Origin of the sequence: Bacillus sp. FSL R7-0685, from assembly GCF_038002425.1 — a bacterium.
Lineage (GTDB): Bacteria > Bacillota > Bacilli > Bacillales > Bacillaceae > Bacillus > Bacillus subtilis.
The window spans coordinates 1,708,000-1,731,880 of record NZ_JBBOCN010000001.1 but is presented as its reverse complement, the minus strand read 5'-3'; the positions used below and the strand labels follow the sequence as shown (position 1 = coordinate 1,731,880).

Annotated in this window: 21 protein-coding genes; all 21 read right to left on the bottom strand. The window is 42.9% G+C overall.

The annotated features are described in order from the left end of the window. Window positions 1–14: 14 nt before the first annotated feature. Window positions 15–617 carry a dipicolinate synthase subunit B gene (gene dpaB / locus MKY50_RS09130; protein WP_003231884.1) on the bottom strand — a complete coding sequence of 201 codons (603 nt, stop codon included), beginning with the start codon at window positions 615–617 and terminating at the stop codon, window positions 15–17. 2 nt (window positions 618–619) lie between these two features. Next, on the bottom strand, window positions 620–1,513 hold the full coding sequence (gene dpaA, locus MKY50_RS09125; protein WP_326147559.1) for a dipicolinic acid synthetase subunit A: 894 nt from the start codon (window positions 1,511–1,513) through the stop codon (window positions 620–622). A gap of 185 nt (window positions 1,514–1,698) precedes the next feature. Next, a complete protein-coding gene (locus tag MKY50_RS09120; RefSeq protein ID WP_003231890.1) occupies window positions 1,699–1,956 on the bottom strand; it encodes a YlmC/YmxH family sporulation protein in 258 nt (85 codons plus the stop codon). Window positions 1,957–2,033: 77 nt separating this feature from the next. Then, entirely contained in the window at window positions 2,034–3,263 is a 1,230-nt protein-coding gene (locus tag MKY50_RS09115) for a M16 family metallopeptidase (protein WP_003245717.1), read from the bottom strand. A gap of 39 nt (window positions 3,264–3,302) precedes the next feature. Further along, the gene (locus tag MKY50_RS09110) at window positions 3,303–4,262 is read right to left on the bottom strand and encodes a polysaccharide deacetylase family protein (RefSeq protein WP_341116505.1); all 960 of its coding nucleotides are present in this window, start codon (window positions 4,260–4,262) and stop codon (window positions 3,303–3,305) included. Between the two features lie 116 nt (window positions 4,263–4,378). Continuing rightward, window positions 4,379–6,496, bottom strand: a complete 2,118-nt coding sequence (gene pnp / locus MKY50_RS09105; RefSeq protein WP_003231897.1) for a polyribonucleotide nucleotidyltransferase — start codon at window positions 6,494–6,496, stop codon at window positions 4,379–4,381. A gap of 172 nt (window positions 6,497–6,668) precedes the next feature. Then, a complete protein-coding gene (rpsO, locus tag MKY50_RS09100; RefSeq protein WP_003220957.1) occupies window positions 6,669–6,938 on the bottom strand; it encodes a 30S ribosomal protein S15 in 270 nt (89 codons plus the stop codon). 156 nt (window positions 6,939–7,094) lie between these two features. Next, window positions 7,095–8,045 carry a bifunctional riboflavin kinase/FAD synthetase gene (gene ribF, locus MKY50_RS09095; RefSeq protein WP_014476827.1) on the bottom strand — a complete coding sequence of 317 codons (951 nt, stop codon included), beginning with the start codon at window positions 8,043–8,045 and terminating at the stop codon, window positions 7,095–7,097. 18 nt (window positions 8,046–8,063) lie between these two features. Continuing rightward, a complete protein-coding gene (gene truB, locus MKY50_RS09090; protein WP_015252083.1) occupies window positions 8,064–8,993 on the bottom strand; it encodes a tRNA pseudouridine(55) synthase TruB in 930 nt (309 codons plus the stop codon). An 82-nt stretch (window positions 8,994–9,075) separates the two neighbouring features. After that, entirely contained in the window at window positions 9,076–9,429 is a 354-nt protein-coding gene (rbfA, locus tag MKY50_RS09085; protein WP_009967251.1) for a 30S ribosome-binding factor RbfA, read from the bottom strand. Between the two features lie 16 nt (window positions 9,430–9,445). Continuing rightward, complete coding sequence (locus MKY50_RS09080; RefSeq protein WP_003220950.1) at window positions 9,446–9,724, bottom strand: DUF503 domain-containing protein; 279 nt, start codon at window positions 9,722–9,724, stop codon at window positions 9,446–9,448. Continuing rightward, the gene (gene infB / locus MKY50_RS09075) at window positions 9,721–11,871 is read right to left on the bottom strand and encodes a translation initiation factor IF-2 (protein WP_341116504.1); all 2,151 of its coding nucleotides are present in this window, start codon (window positions 11,869–11,871) and stop codon (window positions 9,721–9,723) included. Before infB ends, MKY50_RS09080 begins: the two co-directional genes overlap by 4 nt. A gap of 19 nt (window positions 11,872–11,890) precedes the next feature. Continuing rightward, complete coding sequence (locus tag MKY50_RS09070; RefSeq protein ID WP_003220946.1) at window positions 11,891–12,193, bottom strand: YlxQ family RNA-binding protein; 303 nt, start codon at window positions 12,191–12,193, stop codon at window positions 11,891–11,893. Window position 12,194: 1 nt separating this feature from the next. Then, a complete protein-coding gene (gene rulR / locus MKY50_RS09065) occupies window positions 12,195–12,470 on the bottom strand; it encodes a glucose-induced regulator RulR (protein WP_009967250.1) in 276 nt (91 codons plus the stop codon). 13 nt (window positions 12,471–12,483) lie between these two features. Next, window positions 12,484–13,599: a transcription termination factor NusA gene (nusA, locus tag MKY50_RS09060; RefSeq protein ID WP_003231912.1), complete on the bottom strand. Its 1,116-nt coding sequence runs from the start codon at window positions 13,597–13,599 to the stop codon at window positions 12,484–12,486. 34 nt (window positions 13,600–13,633) lie between these two features. Further along, window positions 13,634–14,104 carry a ribosome maturation factor RimP gene (gene rimP / locus MKY50_RS09055; protein ID WP_003231915.1) on the bottom strand — a complete coding sequence of 157 codons (471 nt, stop codon included), beginning with the start codon at window positions 14,102–14,104 and terminating at the stop codon, window positions 13,634–13,636. 329 nt (window positions 14,105–14,433) lie between these two features. Continuing rightward, window positions 14,434–18,747, bottom strand: a complete 4,314-nt coding sequence (locus MKY50_RS09050; RefSeq protein ID WP_069703521.1) for a PolC-type DNA polymerase III — start codon at window positions 18,745–18,747, stop codon at window positions 14,434–14,436. Window positions 18,748–18,855: 108 nt separating this feature from the next. After that, complete coding sequence (gene proS, locus MKY50_RS09045) at window positions 18,856–20,550, bottom strand: proline--tRNA ligase (RefSeq protein ID WP_003231918.1); 1,695 nt, start codon at window positions 20,548–20,550, stop codon at window positions 18,856–18,858. Window positions 20,551–20,582: 32 nt separating this feature from the next. Further along, window positions 20,583–21,851 carry an RIP metalloprotease RseP gene (rseP, locus tag MKY50_RS09040; RefSeq protein ID WP_010886508.1) on the bottom strand — a complete coding sequence of 423 codons (1,269 nt, stop codon included), beginning with the start codon at window positions 21,849–21,851 and terminating at the stop codon, window positions 20,583–20,585. Window positions 21,852–21,857: 6 nt separating this feature from the next. Next, complete coding sequence (gene dxr, locus MKY50_RS09035) at window positions 21,858–23,009, bottom strand: 1-deoxy-D-xylulose-5-phosphate reductoisomerase (RefSeq protein WP_003245155.1); 1,152 nt, start codon at window positions 23,007–23,009, stop codon at window positions 21,858–21,860. A gap of 61 nt (window positions 23,010–23,070) precedes the next feature. Next, window positions 23,071–23,880 (bottom strand): phosphatidate cytidylyltransferase, encoded by an 810-nt coding sequence (gene cdsA / locus MKY50_RS09030; protein WP_015252087.1) that lies wholly within the window; start codon window positions 23,878–23,880, stop codon window positions 23,071–23,073. Between the last annotated feature and the right edge of the window lies 1 nt (window position 23,881).

Here is a 23,881-nt window from a genome sequence, read left to right as displayed (position 1 = left end):
GATTTTCTGTAAATTTAGTCATTTCCCTGATAATTCTCAACTAGAATCGGCTGAAGCTGCTGGTGCATGAGTGCCTTTTCAATCGTTTGCGGTAGCAGATCCATTTTGGCTACCATTGAATTCGGTTTTTTAAAGGGATCGTCTTGCCCGAATGGAATAAAAAAGATATTTTTTGTTGACATGAGCCTCATTAAATTTGTTCCGTTTAAACCAAGAGCATCATTTGTCGAGATACCCAGAACGACAGGCCGATTGTTTCGGATTGTCGCTTTTGCCGCCATCAGCACCGGGCTGTCCGTCATGGCATTTGCCAGCTTGCTCATTGAATTGCCTGTTAAAGGCGCAATGACCATGCAGTCAAGGGGCAGCTTCGGCCCAAGAGGTTCTGCCTTTACAATCGAATCAATGGCCTCATATCCAGTCAGGTCTTCAATTTTTTTAACCCATTCTGCGCCCTCTCCAAATCGGGTATTTGTGGATTTCACATTAAATGTGACAACCGGACGGACTTCAGCTCCTTCGTTGACCAACGCCTCAATTTGCGGGAAAACCGCTTCATATGTGCAATGCGACCCGGTCAGCCCAAACCCGATTCTTTTTCCTTTTAATGACGACATCCTTATTTCCCCTCCTCAGCTTGTATTTCAGCCAAAAGCTTGCTCAAGACGTTTGCAAGGATTTGCCCAGCTGTTTTAGGAGCGACAATCCCTGGAAGCCCGGGAGCAAGAAGTGCTTTAATCCCTTGTTTCTCGGCATATTTAAAATCCGTTCCCCCGGGACGTGAGGCCAGATCCAATATTAAGGTTTTTGGTGTCATGCTAGAAAGTACCGCTTGATTTAAAATCATACTCGGTATGGTATTAATGCAAATATCTATATCTTTTACATGCTCTTTCAGCTCATCGGTATGAAAAGGAACGAGCCCCATTTCAGTGATACGTGCCAGATGCGCTGAACTTCTTGCCCCCACTTTTACATTCGCTCCGAGCGCGGCAAATGTACGGGCAATCGTCATCCCGGTGCGCCCCAGACCGAGAACGGCCACCTGTGATCCGTGTATCGTATAATCCGTGTGCTGAATAGCCAGCATGATCGTTCCTTCTACTGTCGGAATAGAGTTGTATATCGCAATGTCATCCCGCTCAAACAGCTTAACAAGTTTTCTTTTTGCCTGAGCTGCAATGTTTTCTAAATAGGCGTTAGAAATTCCTGAGAAAATGACACAATGTGCAGGCGTTCTGTCGAGATGGTCCTGTTTTAACACAACTTCTTCATTCGAAAATACAGTTGATACGACACCTTCTCCTGTTGTCGCGGATACTGGAAGAATGATGCTGTCTATTTGCTGAAAAGGAATTTCATCAATATTGCATTTTACTGCCCCGGTAAAACCGTGATCCAATTGGTCAAAACCGACAAGATAGATGTCAGCCTGCTGTTCAGTGAGCTTTCTTATAATTTCGAGCTGTCTTGCGTCACCGCCGATAACTGCAATTTTCAATCCGGTTAACATTCTAAACGTTCACCTTCTTTGTATATACTGGATCTCTAGTTGTTAAGCTCCCCTTCATCTTATGATCAAAAGGAAATACCGGTGAATATAAAAGATGCGCTTTTTCCATATAAAAAAACATCGGCTCCGGCAGCCGATGTTTCAGATGTTTTCTTTAGAGCCCGCTTCACAGTCAATTGGGCTATTTACTCTTGTCGGGGAGGCATTTCCTCAGGTACATCTAATATAATCATATCTGAACCGATCTTTTGAATATGATGCCATGGGACACGAATGTCATGACCTTGCTTTCTCAAACCAAACCACTTAACTGTGGGAATGAGGAGTGCTGTAATCTGTCCATCCTGTTCATTGATTTCCAAATCGGTCTGGCCGAGCACTCCGAGCCGTTCAGCTCTTTTGATGTCTACAATTTCCTTTCCCGATAATTCACTGAGCCGCATGTCTGTCACCCCCTTGTACTATGTATGATGAAAGGGATTAAAAAATGCCTGCTCCATTATGGAGCAAGCTTTCCATTTTAAGACGGCATATTGCCGGAAGGGCTGATAAGTGCTAATGCATAGTCTTCAGTAAACAATTGTCTGGCAAGGCCGTTAACACGCTCTAAGTTCACGGCGTTTAATTCATTGATGATTTCATCTAATGTTTTATGTTTGCCGAGCAGCAGTTCATTTTTTCCGTTTCGGCTCATTTTGCTGTTTGTGCTTTCTAAGCTCAGCATTAAGCTTCCCTTCATTTGCTCTTTGCTGTTTTCCAGTTCTTTCGAGGTAATGCCGTCACGTTTTAATGTGGCAAGGGTTTCTTGAATTGTTTCCGACAGCTGCTGAAGCTGATTTGCACCCGTTCCGCCGTAAATCGTTAGCATTCCGCTGTCTTCATATGAGCTGTGATAGCTGTAAACAGAATAAGCAAGTCCTTTATCTTCACGCACATCTTGGAACAGCCGGCTGCTCATGCTGCCTCCGAGCACATTGTTGAGGACGATTAAATCATAAATACGTTCATGGCCAACCTCTAAGCCTTTAAATCCAAGGCACAAATGAGCCTGCTCTGTTTCTTTTTTTCTCGTCAGTTTTTCCGTGTGGAACTCAGGCTTCTCAAGGCCTGTCGCTTTGCCCTTCGCCTCGTATGACCCGAACCATTTTTCTACATCTTTGATAAAACTGTCAGATATATTGCCCGCTACCGAAATCACCACTCGGTCCGGCGTATAATAATCATGCATGTATTGTCTGAGAGAGTCACCGTTAAAGGAAGCAAGCGTTTCTTCCGTGCCTAGAATTGGGTAGCCTAAAGAATGATTGCCGTAAGTGGCTTTGCTCAGTAAATCATGTACAATGTCGTCCGGCGCATCTTCGTACATTTTAATTTCTTCATATACTACATTTTTCTCTTTTTTCAGCTCGTTTTCATCAAACGTTGAATGAAAGAACATATCTGCTAATACGTCCAGCGCGTAATTCGCATGCTCGTCAAGCACCTTTGCATAGTAGCAGGTATATTCCTTTGAAGTAAACGCATTGACCTGGCCGCCAATACGATCAAAAGATTCTGCTATCTCGCGTGCAGATTTTGTGCTCGTCCCTTTAAAGAACATGTGCTCTAAAAAGTGAGAAATTCCGTTTATCTCCGGCGTTTCATGTCTCGAACCTGTGCCGATCCATACGCCGATCGCAACAGAACGGACTGTCGGATTATTTTCCAGCACAATTCTTACACCATTTTGACACGTATATCGTTTAATCAAATTTGTTCCTCCTATTCAAAGACAAGCTGCCTTCATCTGTTACTTCAATAGTCTTGTTTCATCCATTAGTTCAGTGACTGTTCCAAGCGCATATCCTTTGTCTTTTATCTTTGTAATCAGCGCTTCAAGACTTTCCGCCGTAGGGTCAGTCGGATGCATTAAAATCATGGCACCATTATGTATCTTGCTTAACACTCTCGTCTGAAGTACAGACGGAGCCGGCTTTTGCCAATCGATTGTATCAACTGTCCACATGACTGTTCCCATCTGTTTCTCTGCTGCAATGTCGATAACCGCTTTTCTGAAACTTCCGCTCGGCGGAGCGAACCACTTTGGCTTAACACCGATCGTTTGTTCTATTTGTTCATTAGTCTTGTCGAGCTGCTCGGAAATTCTTCCTGTAGTCAGTTTGCTCATATCCGGATGATTGTATGAATGATTTCCGATTTCATGTCCGTCTTTTGCAATCTTCTTAGCGAGCTGTTCATTTTTTCTCACCCAATTGCCTTCTAAAAAGAACGTAGCTTTAACCTGGTGCTTTTGCAGAATAGGAAGCATTTTTTCCAAATACTCATTTCCCCATGCCACATTGATTAAAAAAGCCACCATCGGTTTGTCAGGATTTCCTTTATAAATAGGCTCAGGCTGAAGTGACTCAAGATGAACACTTGGTTTTACTTGACTGTACACCAAATCTTTTTCCCGAAACTCACCATGCTGTTTCATTTTTTTATATGATTGTTCAATATTGACCTTTAATCCATTGTAGCCTGGAATGCTTTTCCACACTTTATCAATTCTTGCATTCTGGGGCTTAACTTCGTACTCCGGCGCTTTTTGAAGCAATTCTTCATATAACGGGTCTTTTGACGCCGTGACAGTCACCGTATCTTTTTTCATTGCCCCTATATAATCAAGTGCATGCGGATTTTCCATCATCTCAAATGAGACAAAAAAAAGAAATAAAAAAACGGCAAACGGTACAAATTTTTTGTACATGTTCTGTCCCCCCTCATCTCACATTATGAAGGAGAAGGACAAGGTAGAACCCGCCTGCTTTTGAAAAGCTTCAAAATAAAGAAGCCGGGTCTCCCAGGCTCCTTTTATGTTTTCATTTAAGATTGTTGTTCTTCTTTTTCTTTCTCTTCACGGAGCACCGCTTTGCGAGATAAATTCACTCGTCCTTGTTTATCAATTTCAGTGACTTTGACAAGAATCTCGTCTCCGATTTTCACAACATCTTCAACTTTCCCTACGCGTTCAAGCGCAAGCTCTGAAATGTGCACCAAACCGTCTTTTCCGCTGAAAATTTCAACGAAAGCCCCGAATTTTTCAATCCGTTTCACTTTACCTAGGTAAAGTTGGCCGACTTCAACCTCTCTCACAAGGTCTTCGATGATTTTTTTCGCTTTTTGGTTGCCGCTTTCATCTGTAGAGGAAATAAAGATTGTGCCGTCCTGCTCAATATCAATTTTAACACCGGTTTCTTCGATGATCTTATTGATTTGTTTTCCGCTTGGTCCGATGACATCGCGGATTTTATCAGGATTAATGGTCATTGTTAAGATCTTAGGCGCATATCGAGAAAGCTCTTTTCTTGATTCGCTTAATGTTGCAAGCATGCTGTTGAGGATTTCCATTCTGCCCTTTTTCGCCTGCTGAAGCGCTTCTTCAAGAATCTCTCTGGAAAGGCCTTCAATTTTAATGTCCATTTGCAGGGCCGTTACGCCTTTTTCAGTTCCCGCTACTTTAAAGTCCATATCTCCCAGCGCGTCTTCCATGCCTTGGATGTCAGTCAAGACAGTGTAATGTTCGCCTGATTTGACAAGACCCATCGCAATACCAGCAACTGGCGCTTTAATCGGTACACCGGCATCCATCATTGCAAGTGTGCTTGCGCAAATGCTTGCTTGAGATGTAGAACCGTTTGATTCAAGCACTTCTGAAACAAGACGGACAGTATAAGGGAAGTCTTTTTCAGACGGAATAACTGGCTCAAGCGCACGCTCACCCAGTGCTCCGTGTCCGATTTCACGACGTCCCGGTCCGCGCATCGGTCCTGTTTCCCCAACGCTGAATTGCGGGAAGTTGTAATGATGCATAAACCGTTTCGACTCTTCGACACCTAAGCCGTCAAGGATTTGCACATCTCCCAGAGCACCTAGCGTACATACGCTGAGGGCCTGAGTTTGTCCCCTTGTAAATAGACCTGAACCGTGCGTTCTTGGCAAGAGGCCAACCTCTGAAGAGAGCGGGCGGATTTGATCGACACCGCGGCCATCCGGTCTTACTTTCTCTTCAGTAATCAGGCGGCGAACTTCATTTTTCACCAGCTTGGATAAAATCTGCTTCACTTGCTTGATTGTGTCTTCATCATGTTCTTCATCCTCGAATTTTGCCACAACTGCGTTCTTCACTTCGTTAATGGCATCTTCACGGGCATGCTTTTCATGAACTTGGATGGCTTTCAGCAGATCCTCTTCTGCCAAAGCTTTTACTTTTTCATTAAGCTCTTCATCAATTTCAAAGAGCTTAATTTCAGATTTCTCTTTGCCGACTGCTGCAACAATTTCTTCTTGGAATGCAATCAGGCGTTTAATCTCTTCATGGCCGAACATAATGGCCTCAAGCATGATTTCCTCAGGAACTTCGTCCGCTCCCGCTTCTACCATGTTAATCGCATCTTTCGTGCCGGCAACGACAAGATTGATATCGCTTTTTTCAAGCTGATCGACTGTCGGGTTAATGATAAATTGATCATCAATGCGTCCGACAGTAACCCCTGCAATCGGTCCTTCAAACGGAATATCCGATACAGAAAGTGCAAGAGATGAACCGAACATGGCAGCCATTTCTGAAGAGCAGTTTTGGTCAACACTCATGACAATGCTGATGACTTGAACTTCATTACGGAATCCATCGGCAAACAAAGGACGGATCGGACGGTCAATTAAACGGCTGGCAAGAACCGCTTTTTCACTTGGACGTCCTTCTCTTTTAATAAATCCGCCCGGAATTTTCCCTACCGCATATAATCTTTCTTCATAGTTTACAGTAAGAGGGAAGAAATCAAGCGGTTTAGGTTCTTTTGAAGCGGTTGCTGTACTAAGTACTGCTGTATCACCGTAGCGGATCATCACAGCACCATTTGCCTGTTTGGCAAGCTGGCCGGTTTCAACAGTTAGCGTTCTTCCGGCCCAATCTATGGTAAAGACATGTTTTTCTTGTCCCATACAATTACGAACTCCTCTCTTCGTTGTGTGAAATAATCAATTACTCCTATTATGAACGAAATGAATTGAACATATCAATGTCAAAGTAGTATGTAAAAGGATTTCAATGATTTGTTATAAGAAATTTCGCTTTAATACGATAAAAAAGCGGGAATCCTCCCGCTTTTTACGATTATCGACGTAAGCCTAGTTTGTTAATTAACTCACGGTAACGAGTTACGTCTTTATTACGCAGATACGTAAGAAGATTACGACGCTTACCTACCATTTTAAGAAGACCGCGACGTGAGTGGTGGTCTTTCTTGTGAGTACGTAAATGCTCGTTCAAGTTGTTAATTGAGTCAGTTAGGATAGCGATCTGAACTTCTGGAGATCCAGTATCAGATTCGTGTGTTTTGAACTCATTGATGAGTTGGTTTTTACGCTCTTGAGTAATTGCCATCCTGTTTCACCTCCAAATCATATTTAGCCCCAGTTACCTAGCAACCGTCGGTGACTTCGGATTGCCAAGCAATGGTTTTAAGACTACGAAAACTATCATACTAAAAATCGTGCCTATATGCAAATATTTTAGAATAAAATTTGCGTGCGTTGCAAGTTATTTCCGCAAATTGCTGAAATAACGAATGGCTTCCTGCTTATCTTTCTCAATTTGCTCAGTTAATTCTTTGATGCCATTGAATTTCCGCTCGCTCCGAATCCGTTTATACCATTCGATTTTTATAGCGGCTCCATATACCTCCTGATCGAAATCAAACAGATTGACCTCGATGGAAGGCTGCTCAGGGCGCTTTTCATAAAACGTCGGCTTATAGCCAATATTGCAAACACCATTGTAAACTTCGCCGTTCACTTCCGCTTTTACGGCATATACACCTGTGGGCGGAACGATATAGCTGTTATTTAAACCCACATTTGCTGTCGGAAACCCGATGGTCCGCCCTCTTTTATCACCATGAATGACAATTCCTTTAATAAAATAAGGCTGTCCAAGCAAGACATTCGCCAATTCAACATCTCCGTTTTGAAGCGCGGTACGGATATACGAAGAACTGATTTTTTTATCCTGCTCCGTCAATTTTTCTACCATTGTGCACCCAGCTTTTCCGTCTAAATCATCCGGCATGGTCTCCATTGTCCCCTTGCCGTATTTGCCGTACGTAAAGTCAAAGCCTGCCACTGCGTGCTGCACATTAAGACCGATAATATACTGGTCTATAAACTGCTTAGGAGAAAGAGAAGCAAACACTTCATTAAATTTAACGACATACAGAACTTCTGTGCCTAATTGTTCAATTTGGTTTATTTTGTCTTCAAGAGGCGTAATCAGATCCTTTGGTTCCTTATCTCTGCCCAACACGTGGGAAGGATGGGGGTGAAAGGTCATCACAGCCAATGTCAGACCTTTTTCTTCGGCTATTTGCTTCGCTGTGCCGATTACCTTTTGATGCCCGAGATGAACGCCGTCAAAATATCCTAACGCCATCACTGATTTTGCCTGCTCCTCTTTTATTAAATGATGAGGATGTGTAATATGTATCGTCTTCACAGAACGGTCACCTTTTTTCTATTGTTCGCTTTTTTGCATCAATACTTTTGCCGGCTTTAACAGCCCTTTTTTTGCAGGATGAGGGAAATAGATCGCCAAACAGGTTCCGGATTCAGTAAAGACGGCGATACGGTCTTCACTTGTCATTTCAGAAAACTGCTCGGGCGTCTCAAGCAAAGCCCCATTTTCTACTTTCTTAGCTAATGTATCACTTATGATCCATTTCGGCAAATGATTGAGCGCACGTTCAATAGGAACTGTATGCTCTTCCACGGTTCCGGATTGGGCCTGTGCTTCGAGCTCATCAAAAGTAAAGCATTCGTCGAGAGAAAAATCTCCGGATGCCGTACGGATTAAATGAGACATATGAGCCGGATATCCGAGCTTTTCTCCGATCATGACCGCCAGCGTCCTTACATAGGTCCCTTTGGAGCAAGTCACTGTAAACCGGAAGCTTGCGGTTTCTCCATGATGTTTAATCTCTGTCGTCAGGGCAATGTCTTCAATGGTTATCATACGTTTCGGACGTTCTACTTCAATCCCCGCTCTTGCGTATTCGTATAATTTTTTGCCGTTTACTTTTACAGCGGAATACATGGGCGGAATTTGTTCTTGTTTCCCCTTTAAACTGTTTAAAACCTTTTCTACATCCGCTTTATCAATGTCGTGATTGACAGGCTTTGTTTCCACCGTTTCTCCGGTTTGATCCTCTGTTGTGGTTGAAAAGCCAAGCGTTATTTCTGCATCATACGTTTTAGATTTTTCAGTTAAGTATTCGACTATTTTTGTCGCTCTTCCTACACAAATCGGAAGCACGCCTGACACTTCCGGATCGAGCGTTCCTGTATGTCCTACTTTTTTTGTTTTTAACAGCTTTCGGATCTTCATGACACAGTCGTGCGATGTCATGCCAACAGGTTTATGTAAAAGGAGAACTCCGTTAACCATTTGCCTTTCACTCCTTCTTTTTTAACTTTTTTCTTTTAAACGAAGAAAGAGGACAGACGATATACGCCTATCCTCTCATTTTTTATTCAGATGGTTTCTCTGAATGTAATTCGTGAATCAGTGTTTCGATCCGATTCCCGTAATCGATTGATTCATCGAACTCAAATTCAATTTCAGGCGTTTTTCGAAGTCTGATGCGGCTGCCGATTTCGGATCGGATAAATCCTTTCGCTTTTGCCAGTCCTTTCAGCGCTTCTTCCCGTTTTTTCTCGTCACCGAGAACCGAGATATACACCTTTGCAATTTGCAAATCACCTGATACACGTACATCCGTTACTGTCAGAAAACCAATTCTCGGGTCTTTCAGCTTGCGGCTGATAATATCACCGAGTTCTTTTTTCATCTGCTCGCCGACACGGTTTGCTCTCATACTCAATTCAATCACCTCTAAGTTAAAACCACTCTGTCCTAGTGATCGTCCGTTCAATTTCAGGAAAAGAATCGATAAACGCTAGGACGCGCTGCAGTTCTTTTTCTGTTTGAACGCGAGAGGAAGAAACAGCGGCGATTCCGAAGCTGGTTCTTTGCCAGGTGTCCTGATAGCCAATCTCCGAAATCGAAACATTGAACTTGTTTTGAACCCTGGTTAAAATCCGCTTCAGAACGGCACGCTTTTCTTTTAGCGATCCTGCATCATAAATGATGCATTCACACTCCGCAAATCCGATCACGTTCTTTCAATTTCTTGCATGACAAACGCTTCTAGGATGTCACCTTCACGAATGTCATTGTATTTCTTAATTGTAATACCACATTCATAGCCTTGTGAAACTTCTTTCACATCGTCTTTAAAGCGTTTCAGAACATCTACTTCGCCTTCAAAGATGACGACGCCATCACGAATTAAACGGAGGCCGCTGTCGCGCGTAATGGTTCCTTCAGTAACATATCCGCCGGCAATTGTACCGATTTTAGATACTTTGAATGTTTGGCGTACTTCTACTTGACCAATTACTTTTTCTTCATATTCAGGATCAAGCATACCTTTCATGGCAGCTTCAATCTCGTCGATTACTTTGTAAATGATACGGTGAAGTCGAATATCTACATTTTCAGCTTCAGCCGTACTCTTAGCATTTCCGTCCGGTCTCACATTAAACCCGATAACAATTGCATTGGAAGCAGATGCCAAGATAATGTCAGATTCAGTAATCGCACCAACGCCTGTATGGATGATTTTCACTTTAACGCCTTCTACTTCAATTTTTTGAAGCGCAGCCGTTAAAGCTTCAGCAGATCCTTGAACGTCAGCTTTTACGATGAGGTTGATGTCTTTTACATCACCTTGCTTAATTTGCTCGAATAAATCATCAAGACTGAGCTTCGCTTTATCGCTGCGCTGCTCTTCAAGCTGTTTCGAAGCACGGGCTTCACCGACAGAACGAGCTGTTTTTTCATCCTTAAAGACAAGGAATTGGTCTCCCGCTTGAGGGACATCATTCAAACCGGTAATTTCAACCGGAGTTGACGGGCCGGCAGTTTTCACACGGCGGCCAATGTCGTTGACCATTGCACGGACACGGCCAAATGTATTGCCGACTACGATCGGATCACCGACATGCAGTGTTCCAGTCTGTACGAGCAACGTCGCAACTGACCCTCTGCCTTTATCGAGTTCAGCTTCAATAACCGTTCCTTTTGCCTGACGGTTCGGATTCGCTTTCAGTTCCTCTACCTCACTGACAAGCAAAATCATTTCAACGAGCTCATCAATGCCTTTTCCAGTTAAAGCGGAAAGCGGCACAAAAATGGTTTCTCCGCCCCAAGCTTCAGGGACAAGTCCGTATTCCGTCAGTTCTTGCATTACACGGTCAGGGTTTGCAGATTCTTTATCTATTTTATTCACAGCAACGATGATTGGAACCTCTGCTGCTTTTGCATGGTTAATCGCTTCAACTGTTTGCGGCATGACACCGTCATCGGCAGCTACGACAAGAATCGTAATATCAGTTACTTCTGCACCGCGTGCACGCATTGTTGTAAATGCGGCGTGGCCCGGTGTATCCAAGAACGTGATTTTCTTGCCGTTCTCTTCAATTTGATAAGCGCCGATATGCTGAGTGATTCCGCCTGCTTCCCCTTCAACAACCTTTGTTTTACGGATGCTGTCAAGAAGCGTTGTTTTCCCATGGTCAACGTGGCCCATGATTGTCACGACAGGAGGACGAATTTCAAGATCCTCTTCATTATCAGGCTCTTCGTATTTTTCCAGCTCTGTTTCTTCAAGCACAATGACCTCTTCTGTTTCAACACCATATTCTGATGCAATGAGTTCGATTGTGTCTTTATCAAGCTCTTGGTTAATGGTTGCCATTACGCCAAGAAGCATCAGCTTTTTAATGATTTCTGAAGGCTCTTTGCCAAGCTCTTCAGCAAGTGCGCCAACTGTTAAAGTGCCAGAGAATGTAATTTTCTCAGGAAGCTCTTTTTTCGGCTTTACAGGCTTTTGGTGATGTTGGTTTTTATTATTGTTGTTGTTGCGTTTATTTTTTTTGTTGTTGTTATTCTTCTTGTTTTTGTTAAATTGATTATTCTGCACGTCATTCTTCTTTCCGTCTCGAATTTTATTTGGTTGATTTCCAGCTGATTGCTGATTAACCCCTTGTGGCTGTTTGTTTTTGTTCGTTTCTGCTGGCTTTTGAGATTTAGCAGCTGCGCCGCCTTTTTTATATTTGGCATCTAGCTTTTTAATGGCCTTTTCTTCAAGCATGGCCATGTGATTATTCACTTCTAAATCCATGTTCTTCAGTGCGGTCAAAATTTCCTTACTTGAAACATTTAACGCTTTTGCATATTCGTATACTCTCATTTTAGCCATTCGTTCACCCCCAAAAATATTAATCGAGCAAGCTGATCAGCTTATTCGCAAAACCTTGGTCAGTGACGGCGACAACGACACGGGCTTCTTTACCGATAGAGCGTCCAAGAACCGCGCGACTCTCGACTTTTTTATAAGGGACTTTATAATAATTGCACTTGTCAGTTACTTTTTTTGCTGTGTTAGATGATGCATCCTCTGTAAGCAGGACAAGCTTTGCACGCGCATTCCTGATTTCTTTTATTACCAAGTCTTCGCCTGACACGACCTTACGAGCTCGATTGGCCAGACCCAGCAAGGGAAACCATTCCATTCCAGACATTTTATTTTTTCACCTTTTCCGCCAGTTCCAGCAATTCATCGAAAATCTGGTCATCGATTTGTGATTGAAATTGATTTTGCAAAGTGTTTTTCTTTTTTGCTGCTAAGATGCACTCTTTATCCAGCGTTAAATAAGCACCCCGCCCATTCTTTTTTCCGGTCGGGTCTACTGAGATTTCGCCTTCTTTCGACCGTACAACTCGGATCAGTTCCTTTTTAGGCTTCATTTCACCAGTCACTACACATTTGCGTAATGGGATCTTTTTGTGTTTATTCACCTAAAGTCACCTCTTATTCATCCGATTCAGCAGTTTCAGGCTCCGTAAAGAGCGGCTCATCATCTTCTTCAAGTTCTCTCGGATAGATTCCAAGTTCTCTTGCGTCCGTTTCGCTCTTAATATCAATCTTCCAGCCTGTCAGTTTAGCAGCTAAGCGTGCGTTTTGTCCTCTTTTTCCAATTGCCAGAGACAGCTGGTAATCAGGAACAATAACAGTTGTCGCTTTTTCTTCTTCATTAACAATGACATCAAGCACTTTGGAAGGGCTGAGCGCATTCGCGACAAATTCTACAGGATCACTGGACCAGTTGACAATGTCAATTTTTTCACCTTTTAATTCATTGACGATTGCTTGCACACGCTGGCCTTTAGGCCCTACGCATGAACCGACAGGATCAACGTCAGGATCATCTGTGCGAACAGAAATTTTCGAACGGTCGCCGGCTTCTCTGGCAACAGATTTTAGCTCGACAGTTCCATCATAAATTTCAGGCACTTCAATTTCAAACAAACGCTTTAACAGGCCTGGATGTGTTCTTGACACATAAATCTGCGGACCCTTCGTTGTTTTTTCTACTTTTGTGATATATACCTTAATGCGGTCATGGGGCTTGTAGCTTTCATTCGGCATTTGCTCATTAACCGGCAGCAAGGCTTCTATTTTGCCTAAAGACACGTAGATAAATTTATTGTCCAGACGCTGGACGATCCCTGTCATGATGTCTTCTTCACGGTCGATAAATTCAGAATAAATCACACCGCGCTCAGCTTCGCGCACACGCTGTGTGACGACCTGCTTCGCTGTTTGAGCAGCTATGCGCCCGAAATCCTTAGGTGTAACTTCGATTTCGACGACATCGCCGACCATATATTCCGGATGGATGCCCTGTGCCTCTTCAATTGAGATTTCTAATCTCTGGTCGTATACTTCGTCAACGACATCTTTTCTTGCAAATACACGGATGGAGCCAGTTTCACGGTTTAGATCCACCCGTACATTTTGCGCTTGATTAAAATTCCGCTTATAAGCAGAAATTAACGCAGCTTCGATTGCTTCGATGATAATTTCTTTACTGATGCCTTTTTCTTTTTCAAGAATCGTGAGAGCATCTAATAATTCACTGCTCATTTAACGGTCTCCCCCCTTAAAACATTTGTATTCATTAGAATGTAACAGCTAATCTTGCATTAGCTATCTTTTCATACGGAATATTGATCCGTTTCTTTCTTGTTTTGATCGTGATCTCAACTGTCACTGTTTGTCCATCAAATTCAGCCAGTTCACCTTCAAACACTTTTACGCCGTCAATAGGCTCATACGTCTTAATGTATACGTTTTTTCCTAGTGATTTTTCGAAATCGGCTTTTTTCTTTAGCGGACGCTCAGCTCCTGGAGATGAGACTTCAAGAAAGTAATTTTGGCTGATTGGGTCTGCTTCATCAAGCTTTTCGCTTAAAGCTTCGCTTACTTTGGCACATTCCTCAATATCCACACCGTCATCGGAATCAATAAACACGCGAAGGAACCAGCTTTGGCCCTCTTTGACAAATTCAATGTCAACGAGTTCCAGCTGAAGGCTGTCTACGATTGGCTGAGCCATTTCTTGAACGGTGTCAGTCACTTTTTTGCTCATGTTCTTCCTCCTTGTGCTGTCGATCTCATATTCGTCTCGTCACTCTGCATAAAAACCCTGCTTCAAAAGAGCAGGGGCTAAAAAGTAAACGATGAACATGTCGAGACAAAATTCTCCTGTTCAATACAAAAGAGCGGGTTTCCCCACTCTTTGCCTCGGTAATCGTTAGCATTTCCAATAAAACTATACCATAACCATATTTTTATTGCAAATGGATATACGCTTACCTTCATACCTAAGCAAGTGACAGAAACTCTAATATTACGATGGCACTTTTTGCGCTTATGTATGCATAGAAGCAGAATTTCTGAGAAATTCTGCTTTCCATATTAGAACAGTGACAATTGGTTTTGATCAGGCAGTGACTCCAGACAGCCATGGCGATCTAAGTACTCTAAAATCGTTTTTGATACTTTCCCTCTCTTTTGCAAATCTTCTTTTGAGAGGAATTCGCCTTCTTCGCGAGCTTTTACAATGTTCAAAGCAGCGTTCGTCCCTAACCCTGGAATAGAGTTAAACGGCGGAATAAGACTGTTGCCGTCAATAATAAACTCTGTGGCGCTGGAGCGATATAAATCGACTTTTTGGAATGAATAGCCTCTCTCACACATCTCAAGCGCTAATTCTAAAACAGTCAGAAGGTTCTTTTCCTTCGGTGAAGCATCAAGTCCTTTAGCGTTTATATCCTCCATTACCGCTCTGATTGCTGTAGAGCCCTTGATCATTGTATCAATATCAAAGTCATCTGCACGAACGGTAAAATAAGCCGCATAATACAAAAGAGCATGATGCACTTTAAAGTAAGCAATGCGGACTGCCATTAAGACATATGCCGCGGCGTGGGCTTTCGGGAACATGTATTTAATCTTTTTACAGGAATCAATATACCAGTCTGGGACATTGTTATTTTTCATTTCTTCTTCCCATTCAGGCGTTAATCCTTTTCCTTTACGCACGAATTCCATGATTTTAAAGGCAAGGGACGGCTCAAGGCCTTGATAGATTAAATAAACCATAATGTCATCACGGCAGCCGATAACCTCACTCAGCTCACAAATATTATTGTGGATGAGCTCCTGTGCATTGCCAAGCCATACATCAGTTCCGTGAGACAAGCCTGAAATCTGAACGAGCTCAGAAAAAGTGGTCGGCTTTGTATCTTCAAGCATCTGCCGGACAAATCGGGTTCCGAATTCAGGAATTCCAAGAGTGCCCGTTTTACAGCCAATCTGTTCTTCAGTCACACCGAGTGATTCGGTTCCCTGGAAGATCTTCATCACTTCAGGATCATCCGTCGGAATTGTTTTCGGATCTATTCCGCTTAAGTCTTGAAGCATCCGAATAACAGTCGGGTCATCGTGTCCGAGAATATCAAGTTTTAACAGGTTGTCATGGATGGAGTGGAAATCAAAATGAGTCGTTTTCCACTCTGAACCTGTGGCATCTGCCGGAAACTGGATCGGTGAAAAATCATAAATATCCATATAATCCGGAACTACGATAATACCGCCAGGGTGCTGTCCAGTTGTACGTTTTACACCCGTGCATCCCTGCACGAGCCGATCTATTTCGGCACCGCGCATATGAAGATTGTTGTCTCCGGCATAGCCTTTTACATAACCGTAGGCTGTTTTTTCTGCCACCGTGCCTATTGTTCCCGCACGATATACATTGTCTTCTCCGAACAATACTTTTGTGTAATTATGTGCTTGCGGCTGATATTCCCCTGAGAAGTTCAAATCGATATCAGGTACTTTGTCCCCTTTAAATCCTAAGAACGTTTCAAATGGAATATCATGGCCGTCTTTTTTCAAAGGCGTTCCGCAATGAGGACATGTCTTGTCAGGCAGGTCAAAACCAGAACCGACAGAACCGTCATTAAAGAACTCAGAATACTGACACTCAGGACAAACATAGTGCGGCGGCAGCGGGTTTACCTCAGTAATCTCAGTAAGTGTCGCAACTAATGAAGATCCTACGGAACCACGGGAACCAACGAGATACCCATCATCTAGTGAACGTTTTACAAGTTTGTGAGAGATCAAGTAAATAACAGCAAATCCGTGGCCAATAATACTCTTTAACTCTTTTTCAATCCGCGCTTCGACAATTTCAGGCAGCTCTTCCCCGTAAATGCTTCTTGCACGCTGATAGCTCATTTCTCTGATCTCTTCATCAGCGCCTTCGATTTTCGGCGTATATAAATCATCTTTAATCGGCTTGATGTCATCAACTAAAGAAGCAACCTTTTGGGTATTGGTGACTACGATCTCCTTCGCTTTTTCTTCACCTAAGAAAGAAAAAGCTTCAAGCATTTCGTCTGTCGTTCTAAAATGCACTTTCGGCAGTTCATGCCTATTCAGCGGATTTGCCCCGCCTTGTGAGGATATTAAAATCTTTCTGTAGATTTTATCCTCATCATTCAAGTAATGAACATTTCCCGTAGCAACAACCGGTTTATTAAGCTTTTCCCCCAGCTTCGTGATATTCGCAATAATTTCTTTCAGCGCTTTTTCATCACGGACCAGTTCAAGCTCCAGCAAGTGACGATACACTTCAGGCGGCTGAACCTCAAGGTAATCATAGAATGACGCGATATCTTCCACCTCTTCAGGCGATTTTTGCATCATTCCCTCAAAAACCTCTCCCCTGTCACAGGCAGAACCGATCAGCAGCCCTTCCCTGTATTTCTCAAGCTGAGATCTCGGAATACGCGGCACTCTGTAAAAATAATGAATATGAGAAAGTGACACAAGCTTAAATAAATTTTTAAGTCCCGTGCTGTTCACGGCAAGTAATGTTGCATGATACGGTCTTGATCTTTGATAAGCATTGGACTGACCCATATTTTCATTCAACTCATCATGGTACTGAATGCCTTTTTCAGCTGCGTCTTTCAGCATTTTCAGAAGCAAATAAGCGGTTGCCTCAGTATCATAGATCGCACGGTGATGCTGTGTGAGTTCGATATCAAACTTTTTACAAAGTGTGTTCAACCGGTGGTTCTTAAATTCCGGATAGAGAAAACGTCCAAGTTCAAGCGTATCAATGACTGGGTTTTTAGCTTTATCGACTTCAAGAAGCTTTTTATAGGCTACATTTAAGAATCCCATATCAAAGCTTGCATTATGAGCGACAAGGATATCATCGCCAATCCATTCTCTGAAATCTCTTATTACATCTACGACATCCGGAGCGTCTTGTAGCATATCATCAGTGATCCCTGTCAGCTCTATGATTGTGGCGGAAAGCGGACGATGCGGGTTCGCAAACGCCTCAAATTTATCAATAATTTCTCCGCCTTTTACTTTTACTGCAGCCAGCTCAATAATGGTATCGTATACAGCAGACAATCCTGTCGTCTCAACGTCAAAAACAACATATGTTTCTTCTTCGAGCAGACGATGTGCGGCATTATAAGCAATTGGCACGCCATCATCCACGAGATTCGCTTCCATCCCGTAAATCATTTTAATTCCATGCTTTTTGGCCGCAGAATACGCATCAGGGAAGGATTGAACGACAGCATGGTCGGTCAAAGCGATGGCCTCATGCCCCCATTTTTTCGCTTGTTCGACAAGCTTTCCGATACCCGTAACAGCATCCATTTGGCTCATTGGGGAATGAAGATGCAATTCCACTCTTTTTTCTCCTTCAGGTGCTGAATCTTCACGGGTTTTTGCTTTTATTTCGTTTACGTCATTTGCGATCATGACAAGGTCTCTGACAAATGTATCATTTTGAATGCTTCCGCGTGCTTTTACCCACATTCCTTTTTTCAGAGACTTCATCAGTGCCGCATCTTCTTTTTCACGTGCAAACATTTTGATCAAAATACTATTTGTATAGTCTGTAATTTTGAAGATACACAGCGTGCGCCCGCTCTTCAGCTCGCGCGTCTCCACATCAAACACATAACCTTGGACCGTAATTCTCCGTTCTTCGTCCATGATGCTGTCAAGTGTCCGGATTTCCTCGTTATCTTTAATTTGATAACCGATAACAAGAGGACCAGATGGTGCTTGGTCTTCATCACTTTCTTTATCTTTCTTCTCCATTTCAATCAAGGCCTGCATCGCCCGCTCTTGGTCTTCCGCAAGCTTTTGCTCCCGAAACTTTTGAACTTCCTGCTCGGATACAAATATTTCAGCATCAAGCTGAAGATCCGGAAAGCCAAATTGACGGTAGCCTGCTTGAATCATGGAACTGTATTTGTTTTTTAGCGCAGCCGCTTCTGTATCCGTTTTGGTTTTGACAATCAGTTTATTGCCCTTCAGCTTCGGTTTTTGCTGGTTTAAAAGACTGATAATCGGCGGCGAAATGCCCTGCAGTTCTTCAATGCAGCGTGACCAGTAGTCTTGAACGATACTTTCACTGACCTCGGCATCCTGAACTTCAATTGAAGATGTCACTTTTGCTATGTGGGCAAACGATTGCGTCAGCCTCGTTGTTAATGTGTCATATATTTGAAAAGGCAGCAAAGATTTAAATTGAAAATGAAAATGCCAAGACTTAGAAGCTTTGTGAATTGTCAGCTTTTTAATCTCGCCATGTTCAAAGTATGTCATGAAGGTATCATCTGTCATATTAATCTGCTGCAGAAGAATTTGAAACTGCCTTCTGTTTACTGATAACTGTTCCATTAAGACAGTATCCCTCCCTAAAAACATCATAAGTGAAGGTACCTCAGGCAATGAGGTACCTTCTATTATTTCTATTTTAACATGTTTTTTGATAAATCGTTATGGTGATTACTGCTTGCTGATAAACGCAGATAATTCGTCTACTGAAATCTCAGTTGACTCACCAGTTTGACGAATTTTCACTTCGACGATTCCTTCGTCAGCTCGTTTTCCGACAGTGATGCGGATTGGAAGGCCGATTAAATCTGAATCAGCGAATTTTACGCCGGCACGCTCAGCACGGTCATCATAGAGCACTTCATAGCCTTCCGCTTTTAAATCGGCATACAGCTTTTCAGCAAGCTCTCTTTGCCCATCGTTTTTCATGTTCAAAGCAAGAATATGAAGATCGTACGGCGCAACGCTTTTTGGCCATATTAAGCCTTTTTCGTCGTGATGCTGTTCAGCAATAGCAGAAAGCGTTCTTGACACACCGATTCCGTAACAGCCCATCAGCATTGGCTGCGCGCGTCCGTTTTCATCTAAATATGTCGCATTCATCGCTTCTGAATAGCGTGTTCCGAGCTTAAAGACTTGTCCGACTTCGATTCCCTCAGCAAAACGGATCGTTCCCTTGCCGTCTGGTGAAGGATCACCTTCTTTAATAAAACGAAGATCAGCAAATTCTTTAATTTGCGCGTCACGATTCACATTGACATTTTTATAATGATGATCTCCTTCATTTGCCCCGGCAACAGCATTAACCATTGCTTTCACAGCTTGATCGGCATATACTTCCACATCCTGATGAATACCGACAGGTCCTACAAAGCCTGGCTCTGTTCCGAGCTGCTGAATGACCTCTTCATGTGTAGCAAGCTCTACAACTTCTGCATGAAGCAAGTTTTTCACTTTAATATCGTTAACTTCATGATCCCCTCTTACAAGCACTAAGACAAAACGGTCATCAGCTTTAAACAATACTGACTTAATGCACGCTTCAGCCGAAACCTGTAAGAACGCAGTCAGTTCTTCGATTGTTTTCACGTTAGGCGTATGAACCTTCTCTAGAGCTTTAGGCTCTTCATCTGAAGGAACTTCCTGGTGAAGAACTTCAGCCATCTCGATATTAGCCGCGTACTGTGATTCATCAGAATATGCAATCGTATCCTCTCCGATCGCAGAAAGTGCCATAAATTCGTGCGTATCCTTTCCTCCCATTGCGCCTGAATCAGCGATAACAGGTCTTACATTAATGCCGCAGCGGGCAAAAATATTAGAATAGGCCTCGTACATTTTTTGATACGTTTCATCCAGGCTCTCTGCAGATGCATGGAAAGAGTACGCATCCTTCATAATAAATTCGCGGCCTCTTAACAAACCGAAGCGAGGACGTTTTTCATCTCTGAACTTAGACTGAATTTGATAAAGAGTCAGAGGGAGACGCTTATAAGATTTAACCTCATCGCGAACAAGCGAAGTGATAACCTCTTCATGCGTTGCCCCTAAAGCAAATTCACGGCCATGACGGTCTTTTAGTCTCATCAGTTCGGGACCATACGTATACCATCTGCCTGATTCCTGCCATGTCTCTGCCTGCTGCAATGCGGGCATGAGCATTTCTACGGCATCAATTTTCTCCATTTCCTCTCGAACAATCTGCTGAATGTTTTGAATCACCTTATACGCAAGAGGCATATAGCTGTATACCCCGCTCGTATTCTGTCTGATAAATCCTGCTCTCAGAAGAAGCTGATGACTTTTTGCTTCGGCATCAGCTGGAACTTCACGGAGCGTAGGAATAAGCGTCAAGCTTTGTCTCATTTCTTCGCACCTCTGATTGATTTACTTTTCGTTTACAAAAACAGCCGCTGGATATCGTTCCATGTGACAACCAGCATAAGAAGCATTAAGAAAGCTACTCCGATAAACACAACAAATGCTTCTTTTTCCCTGTTAATCGGTTTGCCCCGAATCGCTTCAATAAATAGAAACAACAGTCTTCCTCCGTCAAGTGCCGGAATCGGAAGCAGGTTGACAATCCCAAGGTTAATGCTTAAAAACGCCGCAAACTGAAATAAGTTCACGATCCCTGTTTTCGCCACTTGGTCTGTCATGTCATATATGCCGACAGGACCTGACAGCATATCGAGTTTAAATTGGCCTGTTACTAATTTGCTCAGATTGGTTAAAATGGCTTTGGTGACATCAACTGTTGATGTCGCGCCGTAAGCAACCGCTGAGAGTACGCCTTTTTCAGTCGGCGCATAGGAACCGAAACGTCCGATTGTTTTTTTGTTCTCATCTTTAACAGCTTCCGGAGTCACCGAAATATGAAGCGTTTTGTTATCTCTTTTTACTGCAACGTCCATTTCTTTCTCCGGGTTTTCTTTTACAGCGGAGACAATGTCAGTCCAAGACCTCATTTTCTCTCCGTTAATGCTTTGGATATAATCCCCTTCTTTTAGCCCTGCTTCAGCCGCCCGTCCATTGTCTGTCAGCTGCCCGAGCATAGGTTCATTTGACGGTACGCCTTGAATCAGCCCAAGCATCACTAAAATGACGTAAGCTAAAATAAAGTTCATAATCGGCCCTGCAGCAATTGCTTTAATCCGCTGCCATACAGGTTTGGAACCAAATTGGCGATTATACGGCGCAATCTGCACTTCTTCTCCGTCTACAATAAAAAAGGATGTTTCGCTGACAGTAAAGCTGGAAAGTTCGTCCTCTTTCCCCTGTTCATAACCAGTGATCTTCATGTCATGCTCTAGATCCGCTGTTTCCACTTCAATGACTAAAGCATCCGGATATTTTTCCTTTTGATTGATGATGACTTTCTCAACTTGATCTTCTTTATTAAACAGAAGCCCGACCGTGTATCCGGGTTTCACCTCAATCATTTCCGGATCTTCGCCGGCCATACGAACAAATCCGCCGACCGGAAGCAGCCTGATCGTATAAACTGTTTCATTTTTTTTGAAAGAAAAAATCTTTGGACCGAAGCCGATCGCAAATTCACGGCAGAGAATTCCCGCTCTTTGGGCTAGCAATAAATGGCCCAGTTCATGGAAGAAAACGAGCGTTCCGAAAATAATGATAAACGCTATAACTGTATTCACGAACATACCACCTTATGTGAGTATTGAATTGACGTATCCCCGGGTATCTTTGTCCACTTCTTGAATGTCCGCCAGGCTCGGTTTTTTCAGTAATTGATGGCGGGTTAGTGCCTTTTCGATACAGTCTTCAATAGCCAAAAACGGTATCTTGCCAGCTAAAAAGGCAGCGACAGCTACTTCGTTTGCCGCATTTAGCACTGTCGGCATTGTTCCTCCTATTTTACCTGATTCAAAAGCAAATTGTAAGCATCGGAACCTGTCAAAATCAGCTTTCTCAAAATGAAGGCTGCCGATTTCCCATAATTCAAGCCTTTTCGCATCTGGTAATGGCAATCGGTCAGGATAAGTGAGCGCATATTGAATGGGGACTCTCATATCCGGAGTTCCGAGCTGTGCGATCACACTTTTATCATGGAACTCAACCATTGAATGGATGATGCTCTCCTTATGTAAAACCACATCAATTTGTTCATAAGGTATATCGAAAAGCCAGTGTGCCTCGATCACCTCTAATCCCTTATTCATCATTGTAGCCGAATCAATTGTAATTTTTGCACCCATTGACCAGTTTGGATGTTTTAATGCATCTTCAACTGTTACTGATTCGAGCTCCTCCCGCGTCTTGTCCCGAAAACTTCCGCCGGATGCCGTAATGATGAGGCGTTCAATGTTTTTAGCCTGTTCGCCTTGAAGAGCTTGAAAAATGGCTGAATGCTCACTGTCAACAGGCAGCAGCGGAACATCATATTTCTTAGCATGTTCTTTTACTATATGCCCTGCAGTGACAAGAGTTTCCTTATTTGCAAGCGCAATTGTTTTTTTCTGTTCAATTGCCTTTAATGTCGGGATAAGACCGACGCTTCCAAGCAAAGCGTTGACAACAATGTCAACCTCCTCCATCACTGCTGCTTCTATCAGTCCTTCTTCTCCCAGCCCGATTTGGCATTCAAAAGAAAAAGACATTTGTTTTAATTTATGATATGTATCCAGATCACCGACAGAGACAAACTTCGGCTGAAAGACCTCAATCATTGGAACGGCCTTATCAATATTTCTGCCAAACGACATAGATACCAGCTGAAATTGGTCTTGATGTGCACGCAGTACATCAAGAGTCTGTTCGCCGATTGATCCTGTTGCTCCTAAAAGACAAATATTTTTCAAAGTTGCCACTACTCCTATTCTTATTGCTGCATGATCAGTCTCATATTCATATTAGACTTTTTTATGAAAAAAGGGCAAGCAGAAAGTACAAGAAAGGCATGACAAACAAGAAACTGTCAAAACGGTCTAATATACCGCCATGCCCGGGAAGAATATTCCCAGAATCCTTTACATCGTAATGTCTTTTCAAGGCGGATTCCACTAAATCTCCAAGTTGTCCGAAAACAGACAAAAACAGCGTGATCAACAGCAGATAGATATACGGGATCGGAAGTTGTGCAACAAGCTGAAAAATCGTCGCCAATACAAGTGCGATGACAATTCCGCCTGCAAACCCTTCCACTGTTTTATTCGGACTGATTTCAGGCCACAGTTTCCGCTTCCCAAGCGATTTACCGACAAAATAGGCACCGGAATCGGTGGACCAAATGACAACACACGCATAAAAAATGTATGTTAATCCGTATTGGTCAAGATTTCTGATTTCGATAAAATAATGAAAACACATTCCGATGTAAATTGCTGCAAGCGTAATAAACCCGACTTCATCAAAAGTAAAGGTGTTCTTGACCAACACTGTGTAAGTCAGCAATAGCAGTACCGCAAATAAAGCGATTTCCATTTTGGAAATCCCGTCCGCTTCAAAAAACGAATACTGGCTTGGTAATAAGAACATCCACAATAATAAAAGACCGATCAAACCAGGCAGTGAAACCAGCTTCAGCTTTTTCATCCGTAAAAGTTCAAAAAGCGCCACACTGCTCATAGCATAAATTAATATGGTGAACGGCAATTTCCCGACAATAACCAAAAATAAAAATACAATTGCTGCCAGAACACCTGTCAAAATTCTTTGTTTCATGTCCACCATC

Coding starts and splice junctions, on each gene's coding strand:
- dpaB (WP_003231884.1), bottom strand. CDS start 617: ATGTCGTCATTAAAAGGAAAAAGAATCGGGTTTGGGCTGACCGGGTCG.
- dpaA (WP_326147559.1), bottom strand. CDS start 1,513: ATGTTAACCGGATTGAAAATTGCAGTTATCGGCGGTGACGCAAGACAG.
- MKY50_RS09120 (WP_003231890.1), bottom strand. CDS start 1,956: ATGCGGCTCAGTGAATTATCGGGAAAGGAAATTGTAGACATCAAAAGA.
- MKY50_RS09110 (WP_341116505.1), bottom strand. CDS start 4,262: ATGTACAAAAAATTTGTACCGTTTGCCGTTTTTTTATTTCTTTTTTTT.
- pnp (WP_003231897.1), bottom strand. CDS start 6,496: ATGGGACAAGAAAAACATGTCTTTACCATAGATTGGGCCGGAAGAACG.
- rpsO (WP_003220957.1), bottom strand. CDS start 6,938: ATGGCAATTACTCAAGAGCGTAAAAACCAACTCATCAATGAGTTCAAA.
- truB (WP_015252083.1), bottom strand. CDS start 8,993: ATGGTTAACGGAGTTCTCCTTTTACATAAACCTGTTGGCATGACATCG.
- infB (WP_341116504.1), bottom strand. CDS start 11,871: ATGGCTAAAATGAGAGTATACGAATATGCAAAAGCGTTAAATGTTTCA.
- MKY50_RS09070 (WP_003220946.1), bottom strand. CDS start 12,193: ATGTCTGGAATGGAATGGTTTCCCTTGCTGGGTCTGGCCAATCGAGCT.
- nusA (WP_003231912.1), bottom strand. CDS start 13,599: ATGAGCAGTGAATTATTAGATGCTCTCACGATTCTTGAAAAAGAAAAA.
- rimP (WP_003231915.1), bottom strand. CDS start 14,104: ATGAGCAAAAAAGTGACTGACACCGTTCAAGAAATGGCTCAGCCAATC.
- MKY50_RS09050 (WP_069703521.1), bottom strand. CDS start 18,747: ATGGAACAGTTATCAGTAAACAGAAGGCAGTTTCAAATTCTTCTGCAG.
- proS (WP_003231918.1), bottom strand. CDS start 20,550: ATGAGACAAAGCTTGACGCTTATTCCTACGCTCCGTGAAGTTCCAGCT.
- rseP (WP_010886508.1), bottom strand. CDS start 21,851: ATGTTCGTGAATACAGTTATAGCGTTTATCATTATTTTCGGAACGCTC.
- cdsA (WP_015252087.1), bottom strand. CDS start 23,880: ATGGTGGACATGAAACAAAGAATTTTGACAGGTGTTCTGGCAGCAATT.